The following is a 23,239-nucleotide window of genomic DNA, read 5'->3' on the forward strand; positions in this document are numbered from 1 at the left end:
CTGATCGAAAGGCACCGGCATGGCACTGCCCCGCAAGCTCAAGGACATGAACCTCTATTCGGAGGGCGAATCGTTCCGCGGCATCGTGACGTCGGTCACGCTGCCCAAGCTCGCCCGCAAGCTCGAAGACTATCGCGGCGCCGGCATGGACGGCACCGTGAAGCTCGACCAGGGCGCTGAGGCGATGGAGATGGAATTCACCCTCGGCGGTCCCGAGCTTTCCATTCTCCGCCAGTTTGCCCGCCCCGGCGTCGCCGGCAGCTATCTGCGCTTCGCCGGCGCCTGGCAGGATGAAGGCACCGGCGTGGTCGATATCGGCGAGATCACCGTGCGCGGTCGCTTCGAGGAGATGGACTTCGGCGAGATGAAGCCCGGCGAGGGCGGCGAGTTCAAGTGCAAGTTCCAGTGCGCCTATTTCCGCCTCGAATGGAACGGCGAGGAACTGGCCGAGATCGATCCGCTGAACGGCATCTATCGGATCGCCGGTGAGGATCGCCTGGCCGGCTGGAGCAGCCTGCTCGCCTGATCGCGTCCCCCTCCCCCCTAATCGAAAGCCTGTTCCATGACCGCAATCCGCACCTTCACCCTCGACGATCCGATCACCATTGCCGGCGAGGAGAAGATCGCCGCCGGCACCGTCATCACCGTTCGCAAGCCCGGTTCGGGCGAGCTGCGCGGCCTGGCGCTGAACAGCCTGATCAACCTCGACGTCGCCTCGCTGGAGACGCTGGCGCCGCGCATCACCAGCCCCACGATCCACAAGCCCTTCGCCGCCGCGATGGCGCCCAACGACATGCTGCAGTTCGGCACCGAGGTGATCGATTTTTTGCTGCCGAAGGCCGCGAAGCCGGTCTCCCACGACGCATAGAAGACGCGATGGCGGACGTGGCGGCGGTCTTTCACTGGCCGCCGCCCGTCATGCACGAGATGGGCGTGGCCGAGCTGATGGGCTGGCACGCCCGCGCGATCGAACGGCTGAAGGCCATGAACGGCATCGAGGACTGACACGATGGACCGCAATCTGCGCATCCGCATGCTGCTCGAAGCCGGCGACAAGGTATCCCGGCCGCTGCGCGACATCGCCAGCGGCTCGGGCCGCGCTTCGCGATCCCTGCAGCAGACCCGCGACCAGCTCGCCGCGCTCAATCGCGCCCAGTCCGATCTGGCGTCGTTCCGCACCCTCAAGAACGACCTGCGCGGCACCGAGCAGCAGCTCGGCCTCGCGCGCACCCGCGTCGCCGAGCTGGCGCGCCAGATGCAGGCGGCCGAGAACCCCTCGCGCAAGCTCGCCCGCGACTTCGACGCCGCCAAGCGCGCAGCCGCAGCGCTGAAATCGCAAGCCGAGGGACAGAGCGCCGAGCTGCAGCGCCTGCGCGACCGGATGCGCGAGGCCGGGCTCGGCGCCGGGGGCCTCGTCCAGCACGAGCGCAACCTGCGCCAGGCCGTCGCCCGCACCAACGATCAGCTCGAGGAGCAGAGCCGCCGCCTGCAGCAATCGAGCGACCGCGCCCGCCGCATGGGCGCCGCGCGGGAGCGCTTCGGCGCCATGCAGGGCACCGCCGCCGGCATGGCCGCGAGCGGCTTCTCCGCGATCGAGACCGGCCGCGCGATCGGCGCGCCGCTGGTCGGCGCCGTCGTCGCCGCGCAGCAGTTCCAATCGGGCATGACGGACATCGCCCAGAAGGCGGACCTCACCCGCGCCCAGGCCGAGAAGATGGGCGAAGGGCTGCTCGTCGCCGCGCGCGCCGCCAACCAGCTGCCCGAGAACCTGCAGCAGGGCGTCGACGTGCTGAGCGGCTTCGGCCTCAACCCCGCCAAGGCGACCGAGATGATCGCGCCGATCGGCCGCGCCGCGACCGCGTACAAGGCCGAAATCTCGGACCTGGCCGCCGCCAGCTTCGCCAATCTCGACAATCTGAAGGTGCCGATCGAGCAGACCGGCCGCGCGATCGACGTGATGGCGCAGGCCGGCAAGGCCGGTGCCTTCGAGATGAAGGACATGGCGCAGTATTTCCCCACGCTCAGCGCCGGCTATCAGGCGCTGGGGCAGAAGGGCGTCGGCGCCGTCGCGGATCTCTCGGCCGCGCTGCAGATCGCCCGCAAGGGCGCGGGCGACGCCGCGACCGCAGCGGGCAACGTGTCGAACGTCCTGCAGAAGATCAGCTCGCCGGGCACGGTCAAGGCGTTCGGCAAGATGGGCGTGGATCTGCCCAAGGCGCTGAAAAAGCTCTACGCCGAGGGCAAGACGCCGCTCGAAGCCATTGCCGAGCTGACCAACAAGACGCTGGGGGGCGACATGTCGAAGCTGGGCAACCTGTTCGAGGATGCCCAGGTGCAGCAGGGCCTGCGCCCGCTGATCGCCAACATGGAGGAATATCGCCGCATCCGCGCCGAGGCGCTGTCGGCCGGCGGCACCACCGACCGTGACTTCGCCGAGCGCATGAAGGACTCGGCCGAACAGACCAAGCGCCTGCAGGTGAGCGGCACCGCGCTGGCGGTGACGCTGGGCGCCGCGCTGCTCCCCACCGTCAACGCCGTGCTGGAGCGCGCGAACGCCTTCACCGATCGGGTATCGAAGTGGACCGCCGCCAACCCCGGCCTTTCGCGCTCGATCGCGGTCGGTGCCGCCGCCTTCGCCGCCCTGTTTCTGGTCCTGGGCGGCGGCGCCATCCTCATCGCCGGCCTGGTCGCCCCGTTCGCGGCGCTCTCGGCCACGGCCACCCTTCTCGGCGTGGGCATGCTGCCGCTGATCGGCATCGTCGGGGGCGTCGTGCTCGGCGTGGTGGCGCTCGGGGCTGCTGCCTACGCGATCTATGCCAATTGGGGCGCGATCAGCACCTGGTTCGCCGGGCTGTGGGAAAGCATCAAGTCGGCGACCTGGACCGCGATCCAGTTCGTCGGCCGCCTGCTGCTGAACTTCTCGCCTGTGGGGCTGATGATCCAAGGCTTCATGGCGCTGCTGGCGTGGATGCGGGGCCCGCTGGGGCAACAGATGATCGCGGCCGGCGGCGATATCGTGCGCGGCATCATCACCGGCATCTCAGCCATGCTGGGCCAGCTCAAGGCAACGGTCATGGGCGCGGCATCGGCCGCGGCGAACTGGTTCAAGAGCAAGCTCGGCATCCACTCGCCCTCCCGCGTGTTCGCCTCGTTCGGCGGGTTCATGATGCAGGGGCTCGATCAGGGCCTCGCGCGCGAGCAGGATGCGCCGGTCGATCGCGTGGATGGCCTTACCGCCCGGCTGGCGAACGCCGTCGCCACCGGCACCGCGGCGCTGGCGATCGGCGCCGGCAGCGCCGGCCCGGCCGCCGCCGTTCCCAGCGCCGGGCCGGTCGCCGCCGCCGCCGCTCCCATCGCCGCGCCCGCGCCGATCGGCCCGATCACCATCGTGATCCAGCAGCAGCCCGGGCAGTCCGGTCAGGATCTCGCCCGCATGGTGCGCGACGAGCTGGAAAAGCTGACGCGCGGCGGGGCCGGCGCTGGGCGGCGCACGTCCATGGCCGACCGACCGGATGGAGACGACCTGTGAAGCTGCTCAGCCTGGGCATGTTCGTCTTCGCAATCGACACGCTCGCCTATGACGAGCTGCAGCGGAAGCGCGCCTGGCGCTTCGCGACGAACGGCCGCGTGGGCGCGAAGGACGCGATCCAGTTCACCGGCGCGGATCTGGAGACGATCACCCTGTCCGGCAGCACGCATATCGAGCTGGCGGACGGGCGCGCGTCGCTCGATCAGCTGATCGACATGGCGGCCGAGGGCGGGGATTGGCCCCTTGTCGACGGGCTGGGCAACGTGCTGGGCAGCTTCGTCATCACCTCGATCGACGAGCGGCACCGCCACTTCCTGCCGGACGGCCAGCCCCGCCAGATCGACTTCGGCATCGACCTGCTCGAAGCGCCGGACGCTGCCGCATGACGCCGATCGCCGATTTCCGCATTACGCTGGACGGCGAGGATCTCTCCCCGAAGATCCGGCCGCGCCTGATCAGCCTGCGCATCACCGAGAAGCGCGGCGGCGACGCCGACCAGCTCGACCTGGTGCTCGACGATAGCGACGGCCGCTTGGCGCTGCCGCCCGAGGGCGCGGTGCTGACCGTCGAGCTTGGCTGGAAAGCCGGCGACGGCGTGGCGATAGGGCTGGTCGACAAGGGCCGCTTCAAGGTGGACGAAGTGGAGCATAGCGGACCGCCAGATACCGTGAGCATCCGCGCCAGCGCGGCGGACTTCGCCAGCGCCCTCACCACGCGCCGCGAGCAGAGCTGGCACAGCACCACCCTGGGCGCGATCGTCGACACCGTGGCAGGGCGGCACAAGCTCAAGCCGCGCTGCGCGCCCGCGCTCGCGTCCATTGCCGTCCACGCCAAGGCGCAGGAGCGCGAAAGCGATATCGCGCTGCTGCGCCGCTTGGGCCGCGAGCATGATGCCGTGGCGACCATCAAGGCCGGGTGCCTGATCTTCGCGCCGATCGGCGCCGGGATCACGGCGACCGGCCAGCCCCTGCCCGGCGTTACCATCCGCCGGCGCGACGGTGATCGGCACAGCTACCGCGTTGAGAAGCGCGAGGCGGCGGGCAAGGTGGTAGCCGAATGGCACGATCGGAAGGCTGCGAAAAAGAAGAAGGTGACCGCGGGCAGCGGCGACGGCACCGAGCGGAAGCTATCCCGCGTCTATGCGAGCGAGGGCGAGGCGAAGCGCGCAGCAGCGGCGGAAACGAAGCGCGCCGGCCGCGCGCCGCGCAGCCTGGATCTCACCCTCGCCCTCGGCCGCGCCGAACTGGCGCCCGAGCAGCCCGCCACGGCAGAAGGGTTCAAAGCCGATATCGACGCACAGCGTTGGCTGATCTCGGAGGTGAACCATCAGCTGGACGCGCGCGGAGGCTTCACCACGGCGGTCAATCTGGAGATTCGCGCCTAGCTTTTTGTAGTAACATTCTGCTTGCAAGCCGGGCGAATTGTTACTACAGTTTCTGCATGATCATCGTTTGGGACGAACCGAAGCGCCTCGCAAATCTCGACAAGCACGGGATCGATTTTGCGCATGTCGGTTTCGACTTCTTCCTCTCGGCGATCGTTGGTGAAGCCAAGGATGGCCGCTATTTCGCGGTTGGCGAGCTGAACGGCGTAATCACCGTGATCTTCGCCCGCCTTGGCACTGAAGGGCTGTCGATCATTTCGGCGCGCCCCGCGAGCAAGAAGGAAAGGCAACTGCTGGCATGACCAAGCGCGGATACACCCAGGCCGACCTTGATGCGGTCTCCGACACCCCCGAGTTGACCGAGGAGCAGATCGCGGGCGCGCGCCCGTTCGCGGAGGCCTTCCCGGATCTCGCGGCAAAGATGGTTCGCTCGCGCGGGCCGCAGAAAGCACCGCGGAAGGTGAGTACTACGATTCGACTGTCCCCGGACGTGGTCGACTTTTTCAAGGCCAGCGGCGACGGGTGGCAATCGCGGATCAACGATGCCCTGCGCCAGTGGGTGGCAGAGCACCGTTGATCGGCTTCATTCCCCTCGCTTGCATGTTGGTCGCTGTGGACGGCGATACGCTTCGCTGCGGCAGTGAGCGCATAAGGCTGCTAGGTATCGACGCACCCGAAATGCCAGGACATTGCCGGCGCGGACGGCAATGCGTCCCCGGCGATCCAGTGCGATCGAAGCAGGCGCTCGCACTGGCCATCCGTGGCGCCGCGACGATCAAGCGGATCGGACTCGATCGCTATGGTCGCACCCTTGCTGCCGTCCGTGTGAATGGCCGCGATGTCAGTTGCGGCCAGATCCGCGGCGGCAATGCCGCTTATATTGCCCGCTGGGACAACGGCGGGCGAGTTGCCCGCGCGTGCGGAATCACAGGCCTAGACGATCCAATGAGCCGTTCGGCCGGGACGCAGCCCATTGCCGCGCCGCTTCGACCGCGCGAGGGGCGTCGATCGCCTGCTCTGTCGCGAACAGCAGCGTCTGCTGCCCGCTGATCTCTTCCCGCAAGATCCTGGCCAAGGCCTCATAGGTGAAGGTCAGATGATAGAACTGGCCCGCGCGGTCATGGATAGATATCCCGACAATGTCGCCGGGATCGATGTCAGGCCGATGCGCCAGATTGACGGCTACTAGCCGGACTGCTGCCCCTATGGACCCATAAACTTGGGCGTCTACGATCCGGTCGGCGAACCAAACCTGAGCCTCAAGCCGGTGCTGAACCGATCGAGACAGGTTCACCCTCGAAGGGTTCAGAACCCGCCCAACCGGCACCGCGGTGCCCGGCTTCAACGGGGTCAACAATGCACCACCTGCGACGAAGATCGCGGTGACGGAGAGAATCGCGCGAGCGAACCGCGTGCATCGCGGACGGCCCGGCGCAGAATTTGCGAGATATGTCACTCAGCCCCCTGAACGGCGGTGCTATTGCCTCCGCCGAAGCAGCGGCGCAACCGAGATTTCTCCCGGTCGATCTTGTCCGACGTCGGTCATGCAATATCGCCGGCAGGCGCCATGCTGCCGTGAGGGCCGTCACGATGCCGCCTCGAAAAACCGAAAACGTCAAGGGATACCGTCACATGCCAGTGTCGCACGAACCGGGCATGAGAACGTTGTTTCCTACAGCTTCGCTCTTTCATTATGGAGAACGGAACGGGAACATAAAAGAGCAACGTTAGAGGGCGCATTACGTGAATTTTCGTGAACAGGGGCAGGGGTGTGATTTCGGGTGTTCAGATTGCAACATGACCTGCGCAGTGCTCACTGCCGCGCGAGATTCGCTTTGGTTGCAGGTTGAGACTTTGTCGCGCGCGCAAGCGACGCGACCACATCTTCAACAGGGATTTGCGCTTGAAGCTGCGCGAGAGCGGCTGGCAATAGCTGAGCGAGAAATCGAGCGCGTTCGTCCCGCGAGTCGTCTGGACGCTCCAGAGCCAACAGCGCCGCGAACATCTGGGTCAGCGCATCTTCACTAGGTAGCGCGACATGCATCATCAGGTGCCGGACCGGGGGAGGCGCCGGCACCAACGCATCTTCGTCAGCCTTATCAGACGGAACATCCTCGCCGCGCAGCCAGCGCAGCGACACGCCAAGCACCTCAGCAATTTCAGGCAGGAACTTGGATCGCTTGATCTTCCCGCTCATGATCTGATGGATCGTTCCGGGCGTCACACCGATTGCACGCGCAAGCGACGACTGATCGTGCTGCGCCCTCTCCATCGCCTGCCGCACGCGCTCGGGGTTCAAGGCCGTCATGCGGTCGAGCGATAGTGCAAGAGATTGTAGCTCGCTATCAGAGACATCTCTTCCCGACATTAATAGTTCCCTCTCATAGAATCCTCTTGCGTACTTTGAGAGGTTTCTATAACGTTGGCGTATGGATGAGAGACACCTCTTAACCGCGCTCGCCGCGTTCGATCGCGCGCTGCAGATCGCAGGTTCGCAGAGCGCGCTTGCCCGAATTTGCGGCTGCACCCCCGGAGCAATCTACCAGCCCCGGAAACAGGGTAAGCCGCTGTCCGCGCGCTTCGTCTTGAAAGTCGAAGCTGCGACTGGCGTGTCCCGCCACGATCTTCGTCCCGATTTTTACCCGCGAGCGGTAGAGGAGACTCTTCATGACGCCTCTGTATCGGAGAAAACTATAAGCGTCGCCTGCAATCAGGCTCCGCTTTTGCCGAAGGCGCCGGCCGATGACTGAGATCGCTTCGCACGAGGTTCGCACGCTAGGCCATATGCTCGCCGCGCTGACCGACCTTCAAACCAAGGCAGCCGAGATCCAGCGCGAGCCTGTTGGCATCGCCAACATCGACAACGCAGCAGGCTGGAAGATCGTGCTCGAGAAGAACGATCTCGGTCTGTTGAACGTCCGCTTTTCGAGGCCGCGCAATGGCTGACCTCGCACCGAATAACCCCACGGGTCGCACTGTGGGGCAGGCCACCATCGACGTTGTGTCTCCTTGCGGCGGTGGTGGCCTACCTGATCTTGCCGATCTCAAGGCCGAGCGGGAGAGGCTCTGGCAATACCGCCCGCGCACGCGTGCCAAGAAGTACGCGAAGGCCGAGCGCTTGAGCCAGATCCGCCGCATGCTTGCGGCGATCGCGATCGAGAATGGCTTTTGCGCCAACTGCTTCGAGAATCTGGCCGGCGCGACGGGACCTGAGTGCTCCAGCTGTGAGGAGCTGCCTTTCTGATGACCAAGCAACGCACCCCCGGCACTTGGGCCCACGCCGCCTTCAAGATCGGCGAGCACCTCGGCGCCAAGCGCGCCGCTGCCGTCGCGCAGGTTAGCGAACGCACCTTCTACAACTGGGCCGATCCGGATCTTGAGGGCACACCCACGCTGGCCCAAGCGTTCGCGCTCGATATGGCATTTTTCGATGCCGGCGGCGACACGTTGCCCTTCCTCGCGGTCTACCAGGCTGCGACCGAGTGCCGCGCGATCGTTGCCGATCCGTGCCGCCTCGCCCTCGTCGATGATATCGCGGACACCGCCAAGGAATTCGGCGAGGTCGTCGAACACGGCCTCGCCGCCGCACGGTCGACCGCCAGCCGCAGCGACGTGCTGCGGGCGATGACGGAGGCGGCCGAACTGGAACAGGCGGCCAAGACAATCACGCGCCGACTTGGCGCCATCTTTCGCCGTGGCGCGGGGCCTCGGCAAATCGCGGGGGGAACCCAATGAGCATGAAGCGAAGCCTCCATGTGCTGTGTCCGGAGTGCGGGTCACGCGTGACCTGTCGCACAAGCGAACAGATGACCCGCACCGTCCGCGAAGGGCGGATGCTGTGCGACAACGACGACTGCGGGTGCGCTTTCGTCGTTCACATTATCGCCGTGCGCCTCGTGGTTCGGGGCCTTGCCCCCAACCCCGAGCTGCACCTGCCGGTCGGCAGGTGGAGAGAGCCGGCGAACGACGATAGCCCACCACGCCCGGCCAATGACGACAGGATCGCCGCCGATCTCGTGACCGGCTGACGCCCGCCGGCACCGCGCCGGCCGAACTGAAACTCGAATGCCTAGCCCGAAGCGCCCCGCTTCCGGGAACGCCCTCCGCTTGCCTGCGAAAGACCACACCACCCGATGCGCGACGATTTGCTCAAGGACGTCCTGGCCCGCCTGAAGCGTGACTACGGCTTCAAGGAAAAGGGCGCATGGCTGCAGGAGGGTCGCTGCGCGCACTGCGACAAGAAGGAAGCCTTCGTCCGTGCCGACAACCCGTGGGTGGTGAAGTGCGGGCGCCAGAACAAGTGCGGGCGCGATAGCGCCGTCAAGGAGCTGTATCCGGACCTGTTCGACAACTGGTCGAACCGCCACAAGGCCACCCCCGAGGATCCGAACGCGGCGGCCGACGCCTATCTGCAGCACGCCCGGGGCTTCAACCTGTCCGGCCTGCGTGGCAGCTACCGGCAGGAGTGGTACAGCGATCAGAAGCTCGGCCTTACGACCGCCACCGTTCGCTTCCCCCTCCCCGGCGACAGCTATTGGGAACGGCTGATCGACCAGCCCAGCCGCTTCGGGAAGAAGAAGGCGCGGTTCAACTATGGCAGCACCTGGCGCGGCCATTGCTGGCTGTACCCGAAGAGCAGCATGCTCGACTATGCGCGTGCCGGCGAGATCTGGATCGCCGAGGGCATCTTCGACGCCATCGCGCTCGTCCAGACCGGCAAGGTGCACGCCGTCGCGGCGATGTCGTGCAACGTCTATCCTGAGCACTTCCTCGCCGAGCTGCGCAAGACGTGCGGCGATCTCAACATCGCCACCCCCAAGCTGATCTGGGCCTTCGATGTCGGCGCGGCTGGCGTGCGCTTTACCCGCAAGTTCGCGGACCAAGCCCGAGCCGAGGGCTGGACCTGCGGCGCCGCCCAGGTGCGCCCGGATGGCGAGGGCGAGAAGCTCGACTGGAACGACCTGGCGCAGCGCGACAAGCTGCAGCCGTCCGACCTGGACGAGTATCGCTGGAACGGCGAGATCACGATCGCCAGCTCGGCCACCGCCAAGGCCCTGCTGATCTACGAGCGCAAGCGGCTCGAGTCTTTCCCGATCACCTTCGGCGGCAAGCAGCTATGGGCCAACTTCTCGCTGGAGCGCATCCAGGGAGAGCTGCAGTCGCTGCTCGAAAGCCAGGATCCGGAGTTCGAGGACTTCAAGGAGCTGCCGTTCGACGAGCAGTGGAACAAGGCCGCCGAGCGCGCCGTCGCGATCGAGGAGGTGGCGAACTGCACCTTCCGCACCCTCTATTATCAGCGCGACCCGATCGTCGAGGAAGGCTCGTACCTCATCCGCGTCGACTTTCCGTCCGACCGTGCGGGCGTGAAGGCCACCTTTTCCGGCTCCGCCTGCTCGGGTGCAGGCGACTTCAAGAAGCGCCTCGCCAGTATTGCCCCCGGCGCCCAGTGGACCGGCAACCAGTATCAGCTGGACAAGCTGATGCAGGTACAATGGGCGCAGATCCGCATGGTCGAGGCCCTGCAGTTCGTCGGCTATTCCAAGGAGCATGAGGCGTGGGTTTTCGGCGACATCGCCGTCCACAAGGGCCGCACCTATGAGGTGAACGAGGAGGATTATTTCCGCCTCGGCAAACAGTCGGTGAAGCTGCGCTCCAACGAGCGAATGCTGCGGATCGAGTACGATCCCGATCGCCTGGACCTGACATGGGTGAAGCCGCTGTCGCTGGCCTATGGCCCCAAGGGACTGGTGGTGCTCGCCTATTGGGTGCTGAGCCTGTTCGCGGAGCAGGTGCGCCACCACCAGGAGAGCCTGGGCTTCCTCGAAATGACCGGCGAGCCCGGCAGCGGCAAGACGACGCTGCTGGAGTTCCTCTGGAAACTGCTCGGCCGCCCCGGATACGAAGGCTTCGATCCCACCAAGGGCACGATCGCCGGTATCGCACGCACGCTCGGCCAGGTCGCGAACCTGCCGGTGGCGATGATCGAGGGCGACCGTACCCAAGAGACGGCGCATGCCCGCCGCTTCGAATGGGACGAGCTGAAGACCGCCTATAACGGCCGCCCCGTGCGCACGCGCGCCGTCGCGAACGCCGGCATGGAAACCTACGAGCCGCCATTCCGCGCAGCGCTGGTGATCGCCCAGAACGCCCGCGTGCAGGGATCGGAAGCGCTCACCGAGCGCATCATGGGCGTGCACTTCGACAAGGGCCGGTTCTCCCCCGAAGGCAAGGCCGCCGCGGGCAAGCTCAAGGCCGCCGACATCAAGGCGATTTCGGGCTTTCCGGTGCACGTGACCCGGCGCGAGGAGCAGATCCTAGCCGCCTATTTCGCGGCCTATGCCCGCCACGAACCGGCGATGCGGGACTATCCCGGATGCGGCAACTATCGCTTCGCGCACAACCACGCACAGCTCGCCGCGATGCTGGACGCGATGCGCGTCGTCATCACCAACATCAGCGACCGCGATGTCGCAGATGCGCACGCGCTGATCCTCGCCATGCTGGTGGAGCGCCACCAGCTCACCGACGCGGATCACCCGTATGTCGTGCAGTTCTGGGAGCGGTACGACCATTTCCTCGCCCAGGACGCGAGCGTCACCAACCCGCCGAACCCAATCAACCACAGCCGCAAGGCCGATCAGATCGCCATCAGCCTGGTGCAGTACGAATCGCGCTGCACCACCAGCGGCCTGCGCCCGCTCTGCACGATGATCGAGCTGCAGAAGCTGCTCAAGACCTCGAAGAGCCGCCGCTTCATCGCGGTGAAGCCGATCAATTCCATCACCGGCAAGACCGTCGCCTGCTGGGTCTTCCGCAATCCCGATTCCCACGAGAGCAAAGGAGCATAATCGATGCTGCTGCCCAACACGCACGTCCCCGGCACGCGCAGTGCGCCCATGCGCATGACGGCCGCCCGCTATCTGGAGCTGCGCCGCAAGGCGGCGGGGCTCTCCCGCTACGAACTGGCGGTGCGCTTGAACAGTTTAGAACTGGCGGTGCGCTTGAGCAGTTTTCCCAGCCCAGCCCAACGGCACCGCGGTATCGGCGCCATCGCCTCGCTGATCGAACAGCTGGAACGCCCCGGCTCGCGTGCGAAGCACCCCGAGCTGGTCCAGGCGCTTGCAACGATCATCCCCGTCGACGTCGCCATCTACAACCAGCTCGCGAACGATCCGGTGGACCGTCACCCGACCGTTTGCTTGTCGTGCGGCTGTTCGGACTATTTTCCGTGCACCGGCGCCGCCGGCATCTGCACGCTGGAGCGCGGCACCTGCACCCGCTGCCAGAGCGGAGCGGCCCAATGAACCGGCTGCAGCGCATCTTCGGCTGCAACTGCAAGAGCTGCCAGCCCACCGCGCACCCGCTCGCCCGCCTGGTCTTCAATGCCTGGGGCGGCCTGGGCGTCGGCCTGATCATCATCCAGATCCTGAGGAACTTCCAGTGACCACCATGACCATGCGCCAGGAGCGCGCGGGCGACGGCTCGCTGCGCCACGTGCCCACCCCGTTCATCCCCACCGCCGGCAAGGCCAAGGGCAAGAAGGCCACCAAGCCGGCCGATCCGATCAAGGCCAACCCCGACACCTCCGCGCAGCAGCTCGCCCAGCTGATCGAGCGCATCGAGCGCCTGGAGGAGGAGAAGGCGGGCATCCTTGGCGACATCAACGAAGTCTATGCCGAGGCGAAGGCGACCGGGTTCGACGTCAAGACGATGCGCACCATCGTGAAGATCCGGAAACTGGAAAAGCACCACCGCATCGAGGCGGAGGAGATCCTCGAAACCTACAAGTCCGCGCTGGGAATCGTGTGATGCGCCGCCCCGACCTCGTCCGCGCCATCACGCGCGAGATCCCGATCCTCGCCTTCGTCGTCATCGTGCTCCTGCTCGCTCTGGCGCAGCAGCGGCCCGAGCGCGCCTGCGGCGAAACCCAATTGGAGACCCGCCCATGATCCGCATCGACCCGCGCCGCGCAGGCGCGCACGTCCGCACCGCCGGCAAGGCCATCGTGACGATCGGCGTGATGTTCACGCTGTTCCTGATCGCCATCGGCACCGTGATGGGGGAGCGCCGCCGATGAAGCGCCGCCGCCCCCAACCCCAGCTTTGCGACGTCATCGGTTGCGGTCGTTCGCGCGTGCCGCTGCGCCGTGTGTGCGACCGCTGTCGCGAGCGCCTGCCCGCGGAGATCCGCATTGCGATCGAGGAAGCGCACCACCAGCGCCGCTGGTGCGACCACCTCACCGCCCGTCGCCAGGCCGGCGCATTCCTGAACCTGCCGGTGCCCACGAAGGCGCCGGCCACCATCACCCCCAGCATATCGCCACAGCGTGCCTACGAGCTGCAGGCGCGGATGCTGGGCGAAAGGAGCGAGCCATGAGCAGCACCGCCAAACGCCTCTGCATCGTATGCGGGCGCCCGATCGCCAAGCGCACGAGCGACTTCTTCTTTCGCGAACCCGTAGCGTATCAGCCGCCTAAGCCACACTCTTGGGGCGGCGACCATAATGCCATTGAGGCAAAGCCCGACGGGTGGCGGGAGGGGAACTCAATCTACCTCCATCAGAGGCCCCGCAGTCGCGAAGAAGCACAGCGTTATGTGAACGGCGAGATCATCAGTGTTCGCCGTGACGGCGAGGTGCTTTCGCGCGTCAGCTACTGGGATGGCGAGAGCTGGCAGGACAGGTTCTTCTGCACAAATCGGTGCGCCATGGATCAGGGCTACGCATCTGCTCAGCACGGGCACCGCTACCTCTGGAAGTCTCGCTCATGACAGACGAACAGATCCTAGCCGCTGTCGCCCAGCGCCCGTGCAGCCAGCACACCTATGTCGTGCGGAACATCCTGGCGACCGAGCTGGGCCGCATGGAGATCACGACCGCTCAGGTCCGCCGACGCCTCACCGCCCTTGAGAAACAGGGAAAGGTGAAGTCGCGTCGGTGGGGACCGGGCAGCAGCATCGAATGGACGATCAATGCCGATCAGCCCTGAAAACCGCGCCCGCTACCCCGAGGACTGGCCCGCGATCAGCCTGCGCATCCGCAAGGAACGTGCGGGCGATCGGTGCGAGTGCCAGGGCGAATGCGGCCACCCGCACCTCGGGCGTTGCCCCGAGGTGAACGGCGGGCCGCATAGCGTCACCGGCTCGACGGTGGTGCTCACCGTCGCGCACCTTGATCACCAGCCCGAGCACTGCACGGACGAGAACCTCCGCGCCATGTGCCAGCGGTGCCATCTCGGCTACGACCGTGATCACCACGCCCATAATGTCAGGCAGACGATGTCCCGCCGGCGGCTGCAGGCCGCCGGCAACCTTGAACTGTTCGGCGGCGACTTGGGCACCCCGACTCTGCCCACGCTTCCCGAGGTGCTCGCGCCGCCGGCACCGGCCTCGGCCGAGTGGCCGTTCGGCAACCTGCGCCCCGGCGGATACGGCGTGATCTATGCGGACCCGCCGTGGCGCTTTGCAAACTTCTCGGCCAAGGGCGAGGCGAAGAACCCGACGGCGCATTATCCTTGCATGTCGCTCGCGGATCTCGCCCGCCTGCCGGTCGCGCGGCTCGCCGCGCCCGACTGCGCGCTGATCATGTGGGCGACGGCGCCGCTGCTCGACCGCGCGATCGAGCTGCTGCGCGCGTGGGGCTTCACCTTCAAGAGCGCCGGGGCCTGGGCGAAGCGCACGTCGACCGATCGCAGCTGGGCCTTCGGCACCGGCTATGTCTTCCGCTCGGCCGCCGAGTTCTATCTCGTCGGCACGATCGGCAAGCCACGCGTCCAGTCGCGCAGCGTCCGCAACCTGCTGGTGGCGCCGGTGCGCGAACATAGCCGCAAGCCCGACAGCATGATCGCCGACGTCGAGGCGCTCTATGCCGGCCCCTATGTCGAGCTGTTCGCCCGCCAGCGCCGGCCCGGCTGGGACTGCTGGGGCAATGATGTCGAGAAATTCGCCTCGGAGATCGGGTGATGCGCACGCGCCACAACGAAATCTTTATACGCCGCTGGAAGTCCAAGGCCGGCCGGTTGAAGGAAGTCCGCAAACGCTTCACGCCACGCCGGCCATATGACCGGTTCCTTTGGGCTATCGCACGCCACCGGATGCCCGTCGCGGACGCCATGCTTTCCCTTGAGCACGCCATCCCCCGCCATGGCAATGCGCTGTGGATGCGCCTCCACGCGGTCTCATATCCGCACGCATCGCGGTACCCACGATCGGCGATGCGGACCGCGAGCTTTAGCCCCGCCTTTCTGGCGGTGGAACGTCGGAGGAACAGATTCGCCGAATCGGAGACGATCGGGCATGGATGATCTTCCCGTCAGTGTCCTGCTCAAGCGGGTGCGGCGCGCGGCGCGTAATGGCGAGCGCCTGCACCTTGGTCCGGAGCATGCGCGGGCGTTGATGGACCCGCGTGTCTACGCGGTGCTGTGTGAGATCGAGTCGGAGGAATTCAGGGCGGGATGGCAGGTCGAAGGCGAAGCGGTGCAGGTTCCGGCACGGCCAAGGCCGGCGAAGCCCAGCGCTTCGAGCTCGGGCCTTTCTGGCTTTGGTATCGCCGCGACCGCGACGACTGGAACATCTGTTGGCTCGATGGACGTGTCACTCGGCGCGCATCGACGGGTATCGGCGGTGACGGCGGAAATCCGCCGGAAGAAGCGAAACTCGCCCTCATAGACCACTGGACCGCGTGGAAGGCGCAGGCCGAGGCGATCATGCCGACCGGCCCGCGCGGTCCCCATGAGGTGCTGCTCGCCGACCTCACCGCCGCCTGGCTGGAAGAGCATGTCGCGCACCTCGAAAGCCCCGAGCGCTATCTCGACAGCGTGGATCGCCTCGAAGCCTTCTGGGCCGAGCTGCGCGCGCAGCAGCTGCTGCCCGAGCCGTTCAGCGTCGCCAACGTATCGAATGCGCTGGTCGACGCCTTCATCGCCTGGCGCGCCGCCCAGGGCGTTTCGGCGCCGACGATCTCGCGCGACCTGGCTGCGCTGCGCGGCCCGATCAACTGGGCGATGAAGCCGGAAATCAACCGGCTGTCTAGCGCACCGAAGATCAAGGACGTGAAGGGCCGCAAGAAGCCGAAGGAACTGGAGTGGAGCCCAGAGCAGGTGGCCGCCATCCTCGATGCCGCGCGCGGCGCGCCGGAACGGGACCACGTCTTCCTGTTCACGCTGATCATGCTGAGCACCCACGGCCGCGCCGAGGCGACACTCGAGCTGGACGCATCGCAGATCCGCCGCGGCATGATCCACTTCCTTCGGCCTGGCGAAGAGCAGACCCGCAAGCGCCGGCCGATCGTGCCGATCTGCCCCACGCTCGCACCATGGCTGGAAGGCGCCACCGGCAAGATCATCCGCTACCGCGTGCCCACGTCGCAGAAGACGCGCGCGGCCGGCGGCCCAGACCATTACGAGCGCCCGACAAGCGATATCGGCAACGCCTTCGAGGGCGTGCTGCTCGCCGCCCACGCAGCGCGGCCGGATCTCGGCTTTGCCGAGCAGGTACGCGACAAAGCCGGCGAGCTGGTCTGGCTTCCGCCCCGTCGCAAGCTGGGCGAGACGCGCCCTCGGCCGAAGCTGCGCGGCATCGGCACGCCCAACACCCTGCGCCACACCATCCACACCTGGCACAAGCGGTTCGGCGTGCCCGATGCGCAGATCGACGCAGCGGCCGGGCACAGCGAGGAGGGCACCGGCGCGAATTACACGCACCTGCGCCCGGAGTATCTGCGCGAGTTCATCACCTCCACTGAGGCATTCTGGGCGGCTGTCGGGGAGCACACCGACGCGCACTTGCGATACCAGCGCGATACCAACGTGGCCGAACTGGCCTCGGCGCGCTGTCGTCGGTGATGGGAAAAGGTAGCTATCTCAGCTAGAAGGCGGTGGTGGAGCTGAGGGGAATCGAACCCCTGACCTCTGCAGTGCGATTGCAGCGCTCTCCCATCTGAGCTACAGCCCCGCCGCCTTGATCCCGGGCTGGCCCGAGAGGCGCTCCCCTTAGCGAGCCCAAACGTGCGATGCAACCGGCTTGTGGCGTCTTCCCGCCGCTTTTGGTTCGGCAGCGGCGAAGTGCCTGTCCGCCAAGTTAAATCCTCGGAACCCATCTGCCCCTCCGCTCGCTTGAACGACGTGTGACGGCAAGCATGCCGCAGCCGCCGAAATCTCAGCAGGAGAGATACGATGGACGACCGCAACAACCGCTACGGCCCCTATGGCCCCACCGGCTATAACGACAGCAGCAGCCAGGGCGACTATGGCCGGGATTACGGCTCCGGCCGCGATTACACCTATAGCAGCGCGCGCGACTATGCCGCCGCCGGCGAACTGGGCCGCGGGCGCGACCGCAACCAGCGCGACGACTGGAACCGCGGCCGCTCGGACGGGCGCAACCAGGATCGCTCGAACTATGGCGCGCAGGCCTATGGCCAGCGCAGCCAGGAACGCAGCGGCTGGGACGGCGGCGACAATGACTGGAGCGATACCAGCTCGCGCAGCTACAGCAATTATGGCGGCGCCTCCGGCCAGCAACGCGACCGCGACTATGGGCAGCGCACCTATGGCAATAGCGACTGGGGCGATCGCGACGCATTCGCGCGCAGCTACGGCCAGCAGGACCAGGGCCGTTCCGGCTATGGGCGGCAGGATCAGAGCCGCGGTGCCTATGGCTATGATCGCAACCGCGGCGGCAACGACCTGCGCGGCTATGACAGCGATCGCGGCTTCTTCGATCGCGCCGGCGACGAGGTCCGCTCGTGGTTCGGCGACGAGGAAGCCGAGCGCCGCCGCCGCCAGGACCAGCGCTATGACGAGCAGCAGGCGCGCAACGAGGGCCATGCCGACAACCATTACGGCGAATGGCGCCGCAGCCGCCTCCAGGAATTCGACCGCGACTATGACGAATATCGCCGCGAGAATGCCCAGCGCTTTCACAGCGAGTTCGAGAATTTCCGTACCGAACGCACCGGCCAGCGCGACTCGCTCCGCCGCGTGACCGAGCATATGGAAGTGCTGGGTTCGGACGGCAGCCATGTCGGCACCGTCGACAAGGTGCGGGGCGATCGCATCATCCTCACCAAGACCGACACCGACGCCGAGGGTCGCCACCACTCGATCCCGTCGCGCTGGATCCAGACGGTCGACGACAAGGTGAATCTGCGCAAGACCGCCGACGAAGCCAAGAACCATTGGCGCGACGAGGAACAGTCGGGCGCGATGTTCGGCGAGGACAAGGTGAAGTCCACCGCCACGACCACCGATCAGAGCGCCGTGCGTGACGGTTCGCAGGACTGGAGCACGACCGGTAATCTGAATTCGAGCTTCAAGGGCACCTACTAAGGGCGCCTGAGGCGAAGAGAGGGGCCGTCCGGCAATACCGGGCGGCCCCTTTCCGTTGAAGCATATCCTCCCCCGCCAGGGGGAGGAAACGCCAAACGGGAGGGCCGGCTGCGGGTACGCCCCATTCACCCGATCACAGGTCGACGCGGTCCGCGTGCATCACCTTGGTCCAGGCCTTGCCGAACGCGGCGACGAACGCCGCTTCGGCATCGTCGGTCGCATAGGCCTCGGCCAGCGCCCGCAGCTGCGAGTTCGAACCGAAGATCAGGTCGACGCGGCTGCCGGTCCACCTGGCTTCGCCGGTCTTGCGGTCCTTCGCCACGAAGCTGCCGTCGCCCTGCGCTTCCCACTTCGCGGTGAAGCTGGTGACGAGCAGGTTGCGGAAGAAGTCGTTGGTCAGCGTTTCCGGACGATCGGTGAACACGCCGTGCTTCGAGTCGCCATGGTTGGCGCCCAGCACGCGCAGGCCGCCGACCAGCACGGTCATTTCCGGCGCGGTGAGCGTCAGCAGCGCGGCACGGTCGACCAGCAGTTCCTCTTCCGACCAGCCCATGGTGTCGCCCGCATAGTTGCGGAAGCCGTCTACCTTGGGCTCGAGCGGTTCGAAGCTGTGCGCGTCGGTCTGCTCCTGCGTCGCATCGGTACGGCCCGGTGCGAACGGCAGCGCCAGCGCATGCCCGGCCTTCTTCGCCGCGGCTTCCACCGCCGCCGTGCCGCCGAGCACGATCAGATCCGCGAGCGACACCTTCTTGCCGCCGGTCTGGGCCGCGTTGAACCTGGCCTGGATGCCTTCCAGCACGCCCAGCGCCTGGGCGAGTTCGGCCGGCTCGTTCACCGCCCAGTCCTTTTGCGGGGCGAGGCGGATGCGCGCGCCATTGGCGCCGCCGCGCTTGTCCGAACCGCGATAGGTGCCGGCCGATGCCCAGGCGGTCTTCACCAGACGCGCGATCGACAGGCCGGAGCCGAGAATCTCGGCCTTGAGCGCCGCCACATCGGCGTCGTCGATCAGCGCATGGTCCACCGACGGCACCGGGTCCTGCCAGATACGCGGCTCGGCCGGAACTTCAGGCCCGAGCAGCTTGCCGTGCGGGCCGCTGTCGCGGTGGGTCAGCTTGTACCAGGCCTCGGCAAAGGCATGGGCGAACTGGTCCGGATTCTCGTAGAAGCGCCGCGAGATCGGGCCGTAGGCGGGGTCGTCGCGCAGCGCGAGATCGGTGGTCAGCATCGTCGGGCGATGCTTCTTCGACGGATCATGCGCGTCCGGGATCACCTCGCCGGCGTTCGTCGCCACCCACTGGTGCGCGCCGGCCGGGCTCTTGGTCAGTTCATACTCATACTCGAACAGGTTCTTGAAGAAGCCGTTGCCCCACTGGGTTGGCGTCTCGGTCCAGGTGACTTCGAGGCCGCTGGTGATCGTGTCGCCGGCATTGCCCTTGCCGAAGCTGTTCGCCCAGCCGAGCGCCTGCATCTCCAGCCCCGCGCCTTCCGGCTCCGGCCCGATATGCTGGCTCGGGTCCGCCGCGCCGTGCGTCTTGCCGAAGGTATGGCCGCCGGCGATCAGCGCCACCGTCTCCTCGTCGTTCATCGCCATGCGTGCGAAGGTTTCGCGGATGTCGTGCGCGGCGAGCAGCGGATCGGGGTTGCCGTCCGGGCCTTCCGGATTGACGTAGATCAGGCCCATCTGCACTGCCGCAAGCGGATTGGAGAGGCTGCGCTCACCCGAATAGCGGCCGCCCGGCTTCTCGCTGGTCTGCAGCCATTCGCGCTCGGGGCCCCAGTTGATGTCGCGCTCCGGCTCCCACACATCGGCGCGGCCGCCGCCGAAGCCGGCGGTCTTGAAGCCCATCGATTCGAGCGCGCAATTGCCGGTGAGGATCATCAGATCGGCCCAGGACAGCGCCCGGCCGTACTTCTGCTTGATCGGCCACAGCAGCATGCGCGCCTTGTCGAGATTGGCATTGTCCGGCCAGCTGTTGAGCGGCGCGAAACGCTGCGTGCCCGAGCCCGCGCCGCCGCGCCCGTCGCCGACGCGGTAGGTGCCGGCGCTGTGCCACGCCATGCGGATGAACAGCGGGCCGTAATGGCCGAAGTCCGCCGGCCACCAATCCTGCGAATCGGTCATCAGCGCGAAGATGTCGGCCTTCACTGCCGCCAGATCGAGCTTCTGGAATTCGGCGACATAATCGAAGTCCGCGCCCATCGGGTCGCCGGCGGGCGGGTTCTGGTGGAGCACGGTCAGGTCGAGCTGGTTGGGCCACCAGGTCCGGTTCGTCATGTCGAACAGGACGGCATTACCCTCCATTTTGCCACCATGCATCGGGCATTGGGATTCGGCGTTCATTCGGGCATCTCCTTGGGATCCGGGCTATGGTCTGCGCAGAGCCTCGCACGGCCAGAGCGATCGATGAAATGGATTAGTTCGGGCACACTGATCGATCTTTCCGCTCGTGTCAGTATATCTCAACGGATAGGCCCCGACCATGGTCACGCAGACGAAACGGATCCCGCTCAGGATGATTACAGCAACGGGTGGATTGCCCGCCTGACTTGGTTACATATGTAACCATCATCAGAATACACATCGGAGAGCCTGCAATGACCGACGCCACCGAAGCCGATCTGACCGGCGGCACCCCCCGTCCCCGCCCCGAGGGCGATGTCGAGAAGATCGGCGATCGCAAGCTCAAGCCGGCGACGATGATGATGGGGCACGGCTATGATCCGATGCTCTCCGAAGGCGCGCTCAAGCCGCCGATCTTCCTCACCTCCACCTTCGTCTTCCCCAATGCGGCGGCGGGCAAGCGCCATTTCGAGGGCGTGACCGGCAAGCGCCCGGGCGGCGCCGAGGGCCTGGTCTATTCGCGCTTCAACGGCCCGAACCAGGAGATCCTGGAAGACCGCCTCGCGATCTGGGAAGAGGCCGAGGACGCGCTGGCCTTTTCCTCGGGCATGTCGGCGATCGCGACCCTGTTCCTGTCGATGGTCAAGCCCGGCGACACGATCGTCCATTCGGGCCCGCTCTATGCGGCGACCGAGACGCTGATCGCGCGCATCCTCGGCCGCTTCGGCATTCACTGGCTCGACTTCCCGGCGGGCGCCACCCGCGAGGAGATCGATGCGGTGCTCAGCAAGGCGGCGACCGGGAACGTCGCGCTGATCTATCTGGAGAGCCCGGCCAACCCGACCAACGCGCTGGTCGACGTCGAAGCCGTCGCCGCCAGCCGCGACGCGATCTTCAAGGGCGACACCAAGCCGCCGATCGCGATCGACAACACCTTCCTCGGGCCGCTCTGGGCGCAGCCGCTCCGCCAAGGTGCGGACATCGTCGTCTACTCGCTGACCAAATATGCCGGCGGCCATTCGGACCTGGTGGCGGGCGGCGTGCTCGGATCGAAGGCGCACATCAACACCATCCGGCTGATGCGCAACACGATCGGCACGATCTGCGATCCGAACACGGCGTGGATGCTGCTGCGCTCGCTGGAGACGCTGGAGCTGCGGATGAGCCGCGCGGGCGAGAACGCCGCCAAGGTGTGCGAATTCCTCGCGGCGCATCCCAAGGTGGAGCGCGTCGGCTATCTCGGCTTCCTCGAGCGCGGCGAGGACAAGCGCCAGGCCGACATCTATCGCCGCCACTGCACCGGCGCGGGATCGACCTTCTCGCTCTATCTGAAGGGCGGCGAGAAGGAGGCGTTCGCGTTCCTCGACGCGCTCAAGATCGCCAAGCTGGCGGTGAGCCTGGGCGGCACCGAGACGCTGGCCAGCCACCCGGCGGGAATGACGCACCTGTCGGTGGCCGAGGCGCGCAAGCAGGCGCTGGGAATCACCGACAATCTGGTCCGCATCTCGGTCGGCGTCGAGGATGCCGACGACCTTATCGCCGACTTCGAGAATGCGCTGAAGGCGGTGTGATCTTTCCGGTGACGAAGGAGGACAGAAAGCCCTCCTTCGTCATCCCGGCGAACGCCGGGATGGCGGCTTTGGTGCGGAGAAACACCGCCGCACCGTCCCTTACTTCAGCGTCCGCGCGGCGTCCTCGACCAGCGCCGCCATCGTCTGCTGGTCCTTCAGCGACGGATGGAAGTGGCAGGCGGTGAATTCCAGCTGGGGCACCGCCACCGCCGTCGCCCCCGTCGCCGTCGCCACCGTTCGCACGTCGGCGATGAAGGCGGGCGCGCCCATCAGCAGGAAGCGCGCGGCCGGGTTCGCGCCCTGCAGCTGCCGCACGAATGCGACATATTTCGCCCGATAATCGGCGTGCAGCGCGGCATCGTCCTTCCACGCCTCGCCGGCATGGACCGGCGTCGAGAAATCGTTGGTTCCGAGGTTGATCACGACCAGCTGCGGCTGCCAGTCGTCCTGCACCGCGGGCGCCGGTTCGCCGGGAATGGCGCGGGCGTAGAGCACCGGCAGCGTCTCGCCGGGGTTGCCGCCGGCATAGTTGCGCACCACGCCGCGCCCTGAAAAGGCGATGACGCGATAGTCGGCATCCCATTTCTTCGCGAGCAGCGGCCCGAAGGCGCGCTGGGTATCGGTGGTGTCGTGCACCTGCTCGCCGGTGCAATCCCGCACGGTCGCGGTGTCGCCATAGCCGACGCTGTGCGAGTCGCCGATGAACTCGACGCGGCGCGCATGCATCGGTGGGGCGAGCGCCGTGCCGTCTGTGGTGATGCCGAGCATGCGGCTATAGCCGCTCTGGCTCTCGGTCAGCTTCTCGACGCGGATGACATGTTCGCCGTCCGCCAGCCCCTCGAACCGGCGCTGCACCTTGCCGGGCTTTTTCAGCACCGCGCGCTCCACCCCGTCGATCAGCACGGCGAGATGGTCCTCGCCGGCCTCGACCGACACGGTGACGGAGGTGCCCTTGAACCGCCCCTCGAAATAGACGCCGGGCCAGCCGAAGCGGCCATCGGCAGTCACGCGGCCCCCGGCGTGCAGCGGAATGGACGTTTCGGCAGGCGCGAGCATCAGCGCGGCGACAAGGGCTAGGCGAAGCATGCAG

At 66.6% G+C, this 23,239-nt stretch carries 31 protein-coding genes, 1 tRNA gene and 1 pseudogene; 28 read left to right on the plus strand and 5 right to left on the minus strand.

Annotated elements, in window-relative coordinates:
- The first annotated feature begins 19 nt into the window (after positions 1 to 19).
- The 9 genes and pseudogenes from SPI01S_RS16810 to SPI01S_RS21950 form a co-directional block, all read left to right on the plus strand.
- Positions 20 to 526, plus strand: coding sequence for a phage major tail tube protein (locus SPI01S_RS16810; protein ID WP_066725222.1), 507 nt, complete (start codon positions 20 to 22; stop codon positions 524 to 526).
- 36 nt (positions 527 to 562) lie between these two features.
- Positions 563 to 868, plus strand: coding sequence for a phage tail assembly protein (locus SPI01S_RS16815; RefSeq protein WP_066725224.1), 306 nt, complete (start codon positions 563 to 565; stop codon positions 866 to 868).
- 8 nt (positions 869 to 876) lie between these two features.
- Positions 877 to 1,005 (plus strand): GpE family phage tail protein, encoded by a 129-nt coding sequence (locus SPI01S_RS16820; RefSeq protein WP_066725226.1) that lies wholly within the window; start codon positions 877 to 879, stop codon positions 1,003 to 1,005.
- A gap of 4 nt (positions 1,006 to 1,009) precedes the next feature.
- Positions 1,010 to 3,529, plus strand: a complete 2,520-nt coding sequence (locus SPI01S_RS16825) for a phage tail tape measure protein (protein WP_245653639.1) — start codon at positions 1,010 to 1,012, stop codon at positions 3,527 to 3,529.
- Positions 3,526 to 3,915, plus strand: a complete 390-nt coding sequence (locus SPI01S_RS16830; protein WP_084253534.1) for a phage tail protein — start codon at positions 3,526 to 3,528, stop codon at positions 3,913 to 3,915. The genes SPI01S_RS16825 and SPI01S_RS16830 overlap by 4 nt, the downstream gene beginning before the upstream one ends.
- Complete coding sequence (locus SPI01S_RS16835; protein WP_066725237.1) at positions 3,912 to 4,913, plus strand: contractile injection system protein, VgrG/Pvc8 family; 1,002 nt, start codon at positions 3,912 to 3,914, stop codon at positions 4,911 to 4,913. Before SPI01S_RS16830 ends, SPI01S_RS16835 begins: the two co-directional genes overlap by 4 nt.
- 56 nt (positions 4,914 to 4,969) lie before the next feature.
- Positions 4,970 to 5,215, plus strand: a complete 246-nt coding sequence (locus SPI01S_RS16840; RefSeq protein WP_066725239.1) for a BrnT family toxin — start codon at positions 4,970 to 4,972, stop codon at positions 5,213 to 5,215.
- Complete coding sequence (locus SPI01S_RS16845; RefSeq protein WP_066725243.1) at positions 5,212 to 5,490, plus strand: BrnA antitoxin family protein; 279 nt, start codon at positions 5,212 to 5,214, stop codon at positions 5,488 to 5,490. The genes SPI01S_RS16840 and SPI01S_RS16845 overlap by 4 nt, the downstream gene beginning before the upstream one ends.
- Positions 5,491 to 5,513: 23 nt before the next feature.
- Positions 5,514 to 5,792: pseudogene (locus SPI01S_RS21950) on the plus strand (thermonuclease family protein); the annotation flags it as partial.
- A 46-nt stretch (positions 5,793 to 5,838) separates the two neighbouring features.
- On the opposite strand, the gene SPI01S_RS23105 reads toward SPI01S_RS21950, so the two are convergent.
- On the minus strand, positions 5,839 to 6,369 hold the full coding sequence (locus SPI01S_RS23105; protein ID WP_245653642.1) for a hypothetical protein: 531 nt from the start codon (positions 6,367 to 6,369) through the stop codon (positions 5,839 to 5,841).
- Positions 6,370 to 6,726: 357 nt separating this feature from the next.
- Positions 6,727 to 7,281 carry a helix-turn-helix domain-containing protein gene (locus SPI01S_RS16855; protein WP_084253535.1) on the minus strand — a complete coding sequence of 185 codons (555 nt, stop codon included), beginning with the start codon at positions 7,279 to 7,281 and terminating at the stop codon, positions 6,727 to 6,729.
- A gap of 61 nt (positions 7,282 to 7,342) precedes the next feature.
- Between SPI01S_RS16855 and SPI01S_RS23375 the strand changes: the two genes are divergently transcribed.
- The 17 genes from SPI01S_RS23375 (at position 7,343) to SPI01S_RS16920 (ending at position 16,752) form a co-directional block, all read left to right on the plus strand.
- Positions 7,343 to 7,663, plus strand: a complete 321-nt coding sequence (locus SPI01S_RS23375) for a transcriptional regulator (RefSeq protein ID WP_084253536.1) — start codon at positions 7,343 to 7,345, stop codon at positions 7,661 to 7,663.
- The gene (locus SPI01S_RS22405; protein ID WP_157084752.1) at positions 7,656 to 7,859 is read left to right on the plus strand and encodes a hypothetical protein; all 204 of its coding nucleotides are present in this window, start codon (positions 7,656 to 7,658) and stop codon (positions 7,857 to 7,859) included. The genes SPI01S_RS23375 and SPI01S_RS22405 overlap by 8 nt, the downstream gene beginning before the upstream one ends.
- Complete coding sequence (locus tag SPI01S_RS16865) at positions 7,852 to 8,157, plus strand: hypothetical protein (RefSeq protein ID WP_066725251.1); 306 nt, start codon at positions 7,852 to 7,854, stop codon at positions 8,155 to 8,157. Before SPI01S_RS22405 ends, SPI01S_RS16865 begins: the two co-directional genes overlap by 8 nt.
- Complete coding sequence (locus SPI01S_RS16870) at positions 8,157 to 8,648, plus strand: hypothetical protein (RefSeq protein WP_066725254.1); 492 nt, start codon at positions 8,157 to 8,159, stop codon at positions 8,646 to 8,648. Before SPI01S_RS16865 ends, SPI01S_RS16870 begins: the two co-directional genes overlap by 1 nt.
- A 2-nt stretch (positions 8,649 to 8,650) precedes the next feature.
- Positions 8,651 to 8,941 (plus strand): ogr/Delta-like zinc finger family protein, encoded by a 291-nt coding sequence (locus tag SPI01S_RS16875; RefSeq protein WP_084253539.1) that lies wholly within the window; start codon positions 8,651 to 8,653, stop codon positions 8,939 to 8,941.
- Positions 8,942 to 9,046: 105 nt separating this feature from the next.
- On the plus strand, positions 9,047 to 11,761 hold the full coding sequence (locus tag SPI01S_RS16880; protein ID WP_066725261.1) for a toprim domain-containing protein: 2,715 nt from the start codon (positions 9,047 to 9,049) through the stop codon (positions 11,759 to 11,761).
- A 3-nt stretch (positions 11,762 to 11,764) separates the two neighbouring features.
- Entirely contained in the window at positions 11,765 to 12,217 is a 453-nt protein-coding gene (locus tag SPI01S_RS16885) for a hypothetical protein (RefSeq protein WP_066725263.1), read from the plus strand.
- Positions 12,214 to 12,357, plus strand: coding sequence for a hypothetical protein (locus SPI01S_RS22410; RefSeq protein ID WP_157084753.1), 144 nt, complete (start codon positions 12,214 to 12,216; stop codon positions 12,355 to 12,357). Before SPI01S_RS16885 ends, SPI01S_RS22410 begins: the two co-directional genes overlap by 4 nt.
- Before the next feature lie 119 nt (positions 12,358 to 12,476).
- Positions 12,477 to 12,722: a DUF2312 domain-containing protein gene (locus SPI01S_RS16890; RefSeq protein ID WP_066725355.1), complete on the plus strand. Its 246-nt coding sequence runs from the start codon at positions 12,477 to 12,479 to the stop codon at positions 12,720 to 12,722.
- Positions 12,722 to 12,862 carry a hypothetical protein gene (locus tag SPI01S_RS22415; RefSeq protein WP_157084754.1) on the plus strand — a complete coding sequence of 47 codons (141 nt, stop codon included), beginning with the start codon at positions 12,722 to 12,724 and terminating at the stop codon, positions 12,860 to 12,862. The genes SPI01S_RS16890 and SPI01S_RS22415 overlap by 1 nt, the downstream gene beginning before the upstream one ends.
- Complete coding sequence (locus SPI01S_RS23280) at positions 12,859 to 12,990, plus strand: hypothetical protein (RefSeq protein ID WP_281179447.1); 132 nt, start codon at positions 12,859 to 12,861, stop codon at positions 12,988 to 12,990. The genes SPI01S_RS22415 and SPI01S_RS23280 overlap by 4 nt, the downstream gene beginning before the upstream one ends.
- Positions 12,987 to 13,289, plus strand: coding sequence for a hypothetical protein (locus SPI01S_RS16895; protein ID WP_066725265.1), 303 nt, complete (start codon positions 12,987 to 12,989; stop codon positions 13,287 to 13,289). Before SPI01S_RS23280 ends, SPI01S_RS16895 begins: the two co-directional genes overlap by 4 nt.
- Positions 13,286 to 13,681: a hypothetical protein gene (locus SPI01S_RS16900; RefSeq protein ID WP_066725267.1), complete on the plus strand. Its 396-nt coding sequence runs from the start codon at positions 13,286 to 13,288 to the stop codon at positions 13,679 to 13,681. The genes SPI01S_RS16895 and SPI01S_RS16900 overlap by 4 nt, the downstream gene beginning before the upstream one ends.
- Positions 13,678 to 13,899 carry a hypothetical protein gene (locus tag SPI01S_RS16905; protein ID WP_066725270.1) on the plus strand — a complete coding sequence of 74 codons (222 nt, stop codon included), beginning with the start codon at positions 13,678 to 13,680 and terminating at the stop codon, positions 13,897 to 13,899. The genes SPI01S_RS16900 and SPI01S_RS16905 overlap by 4 nt, the downstream gene beginning before the upstream one ends.
- Positions 13,883 to 14,872, plus strand: a complete 990-nt coding sequence (locus tag SPI01S_RS16910; protein ID WP_066725272.1) for an MT-A70 family methyltransferase — start codon at positions 13,883 to 13,885, stop codon at positions 14,870 to 14,872. Before SPI01S_RS16905 ends, SPI01S_RS16910 begins: the two co-directional genes overlap by 17 nt.
- A gap of 333 nt (positions 14,873 to 15,205) precedes the next feature.
- Entirely contained in the window at positions 15,206 to 15,577 is a 372-nt protein-coding gene (locus SPI01S_RS22730) for a hypothetical protein (RefSeq protein WP_169804534.1), read from the plus strand.
- A 38-nt stretch (positions 15,578 to 15,615) separates the two neighbouring features.
- Complete coding sequence (locus SPI01S_RS16920) at positions 15,616 to 16,752, plus strand: site-specific integrase (RefSeq protein ID WP_169804535.1); 1,137 nt, start codon at positions 15,616 to 15,618, stop codon at positions 16,750 to 16,752.
- A 33-nt stretch (positions 16,753 to 16,785) separates the two neighbouring features.
- Here the strand turns inward: SPI01S_RS16920 and SPI01S_RS16925 are convergent.
- Positions 16,786 to 16,861 (minus strand) — tRNA-Ala (locus tag SPI01S_RS16925).
- Positions 16,862 to 17,082: 221 nt separating this feature from the next.
- Here SPI01S_RS16925 and SPI01S_RS22840 point away from each other — a divergent pair.
- On the plus strand, positions 17,083 to 18,237 hold the full coding sequence (locus SPI01S_RS22840; RefSeq protein WP_066725278.1) for a DUF2171 domain-containing protein: 1,155 nt from the start codon (positions 17,083 to 17,085) through the stop codon (positions 18,235 to 18,237).
- 133 nt (positions 18,238 to 18,370) lie between these two features.
- On the opposite strand, the gene katG is transcribed toward SPI01S_RS22840, so the two are convergent.
- Entirely contained in the window at positions 18,371 to 20,578 is a 2,208-nt protein-coding gene (katG, locus tag SPI01S_RS16935; protein ID WP_066725280.1) for a catalase/peroxidase HPI, read from the minus strand.
- A gap of 254 nt (positions 20,579 to 20,832) precedes the next feature.
- Between katG and SPI01S_RS16940 the strand changes: the two genes are divergently transcribed.
- Positions 20,833 to 22,149 carry a cystathionine gamma-synthase family protein gene (locus SPI01S_RS16940; RefSeq protein ID WP_066725282.1) on the plus strand — a complete coding sequence of 439 codons (1,317 nt, stop codon included), beginning with the start codon at positions 20,833 to 20,835 and terminating at the stop codon, positions 22,147 to 22,149.
- A 99-nt stretch (positions 22,150 to 22,248) separates the two neighbouring features.
- Here SPI01S_RS16940 and SPI01S_RS16945 read toward each other — a convergent pair whose 3' ends face one another.
- Positions 22,249 to 23,235, minus strand: a complete 987-nt coding sequence (locus tag SPI01S_RS16945; protein ID WP_066725284.1) for an SGNH/GDSL hydrolase family protein — start codon at positions 23,233 to 23,235, stop codon at positions 22,249 to 22,251.
- Between the last annotated feature and the right edge of the window lie 4 nt (positions 23,236 to 23,239).

The sequence above is a fragment of the Sphingomonas pituitosa NBRC 102491 genome, from assembly GCF_001598435.1.
Classification (GTDB): domain Bacteria; phylum Pseudomonadota; class Alphaproteobacteria; order Sphingomonadales; family Sphingomonadaceae; genus Sphingomonas; species Sphingomonas pituitosa.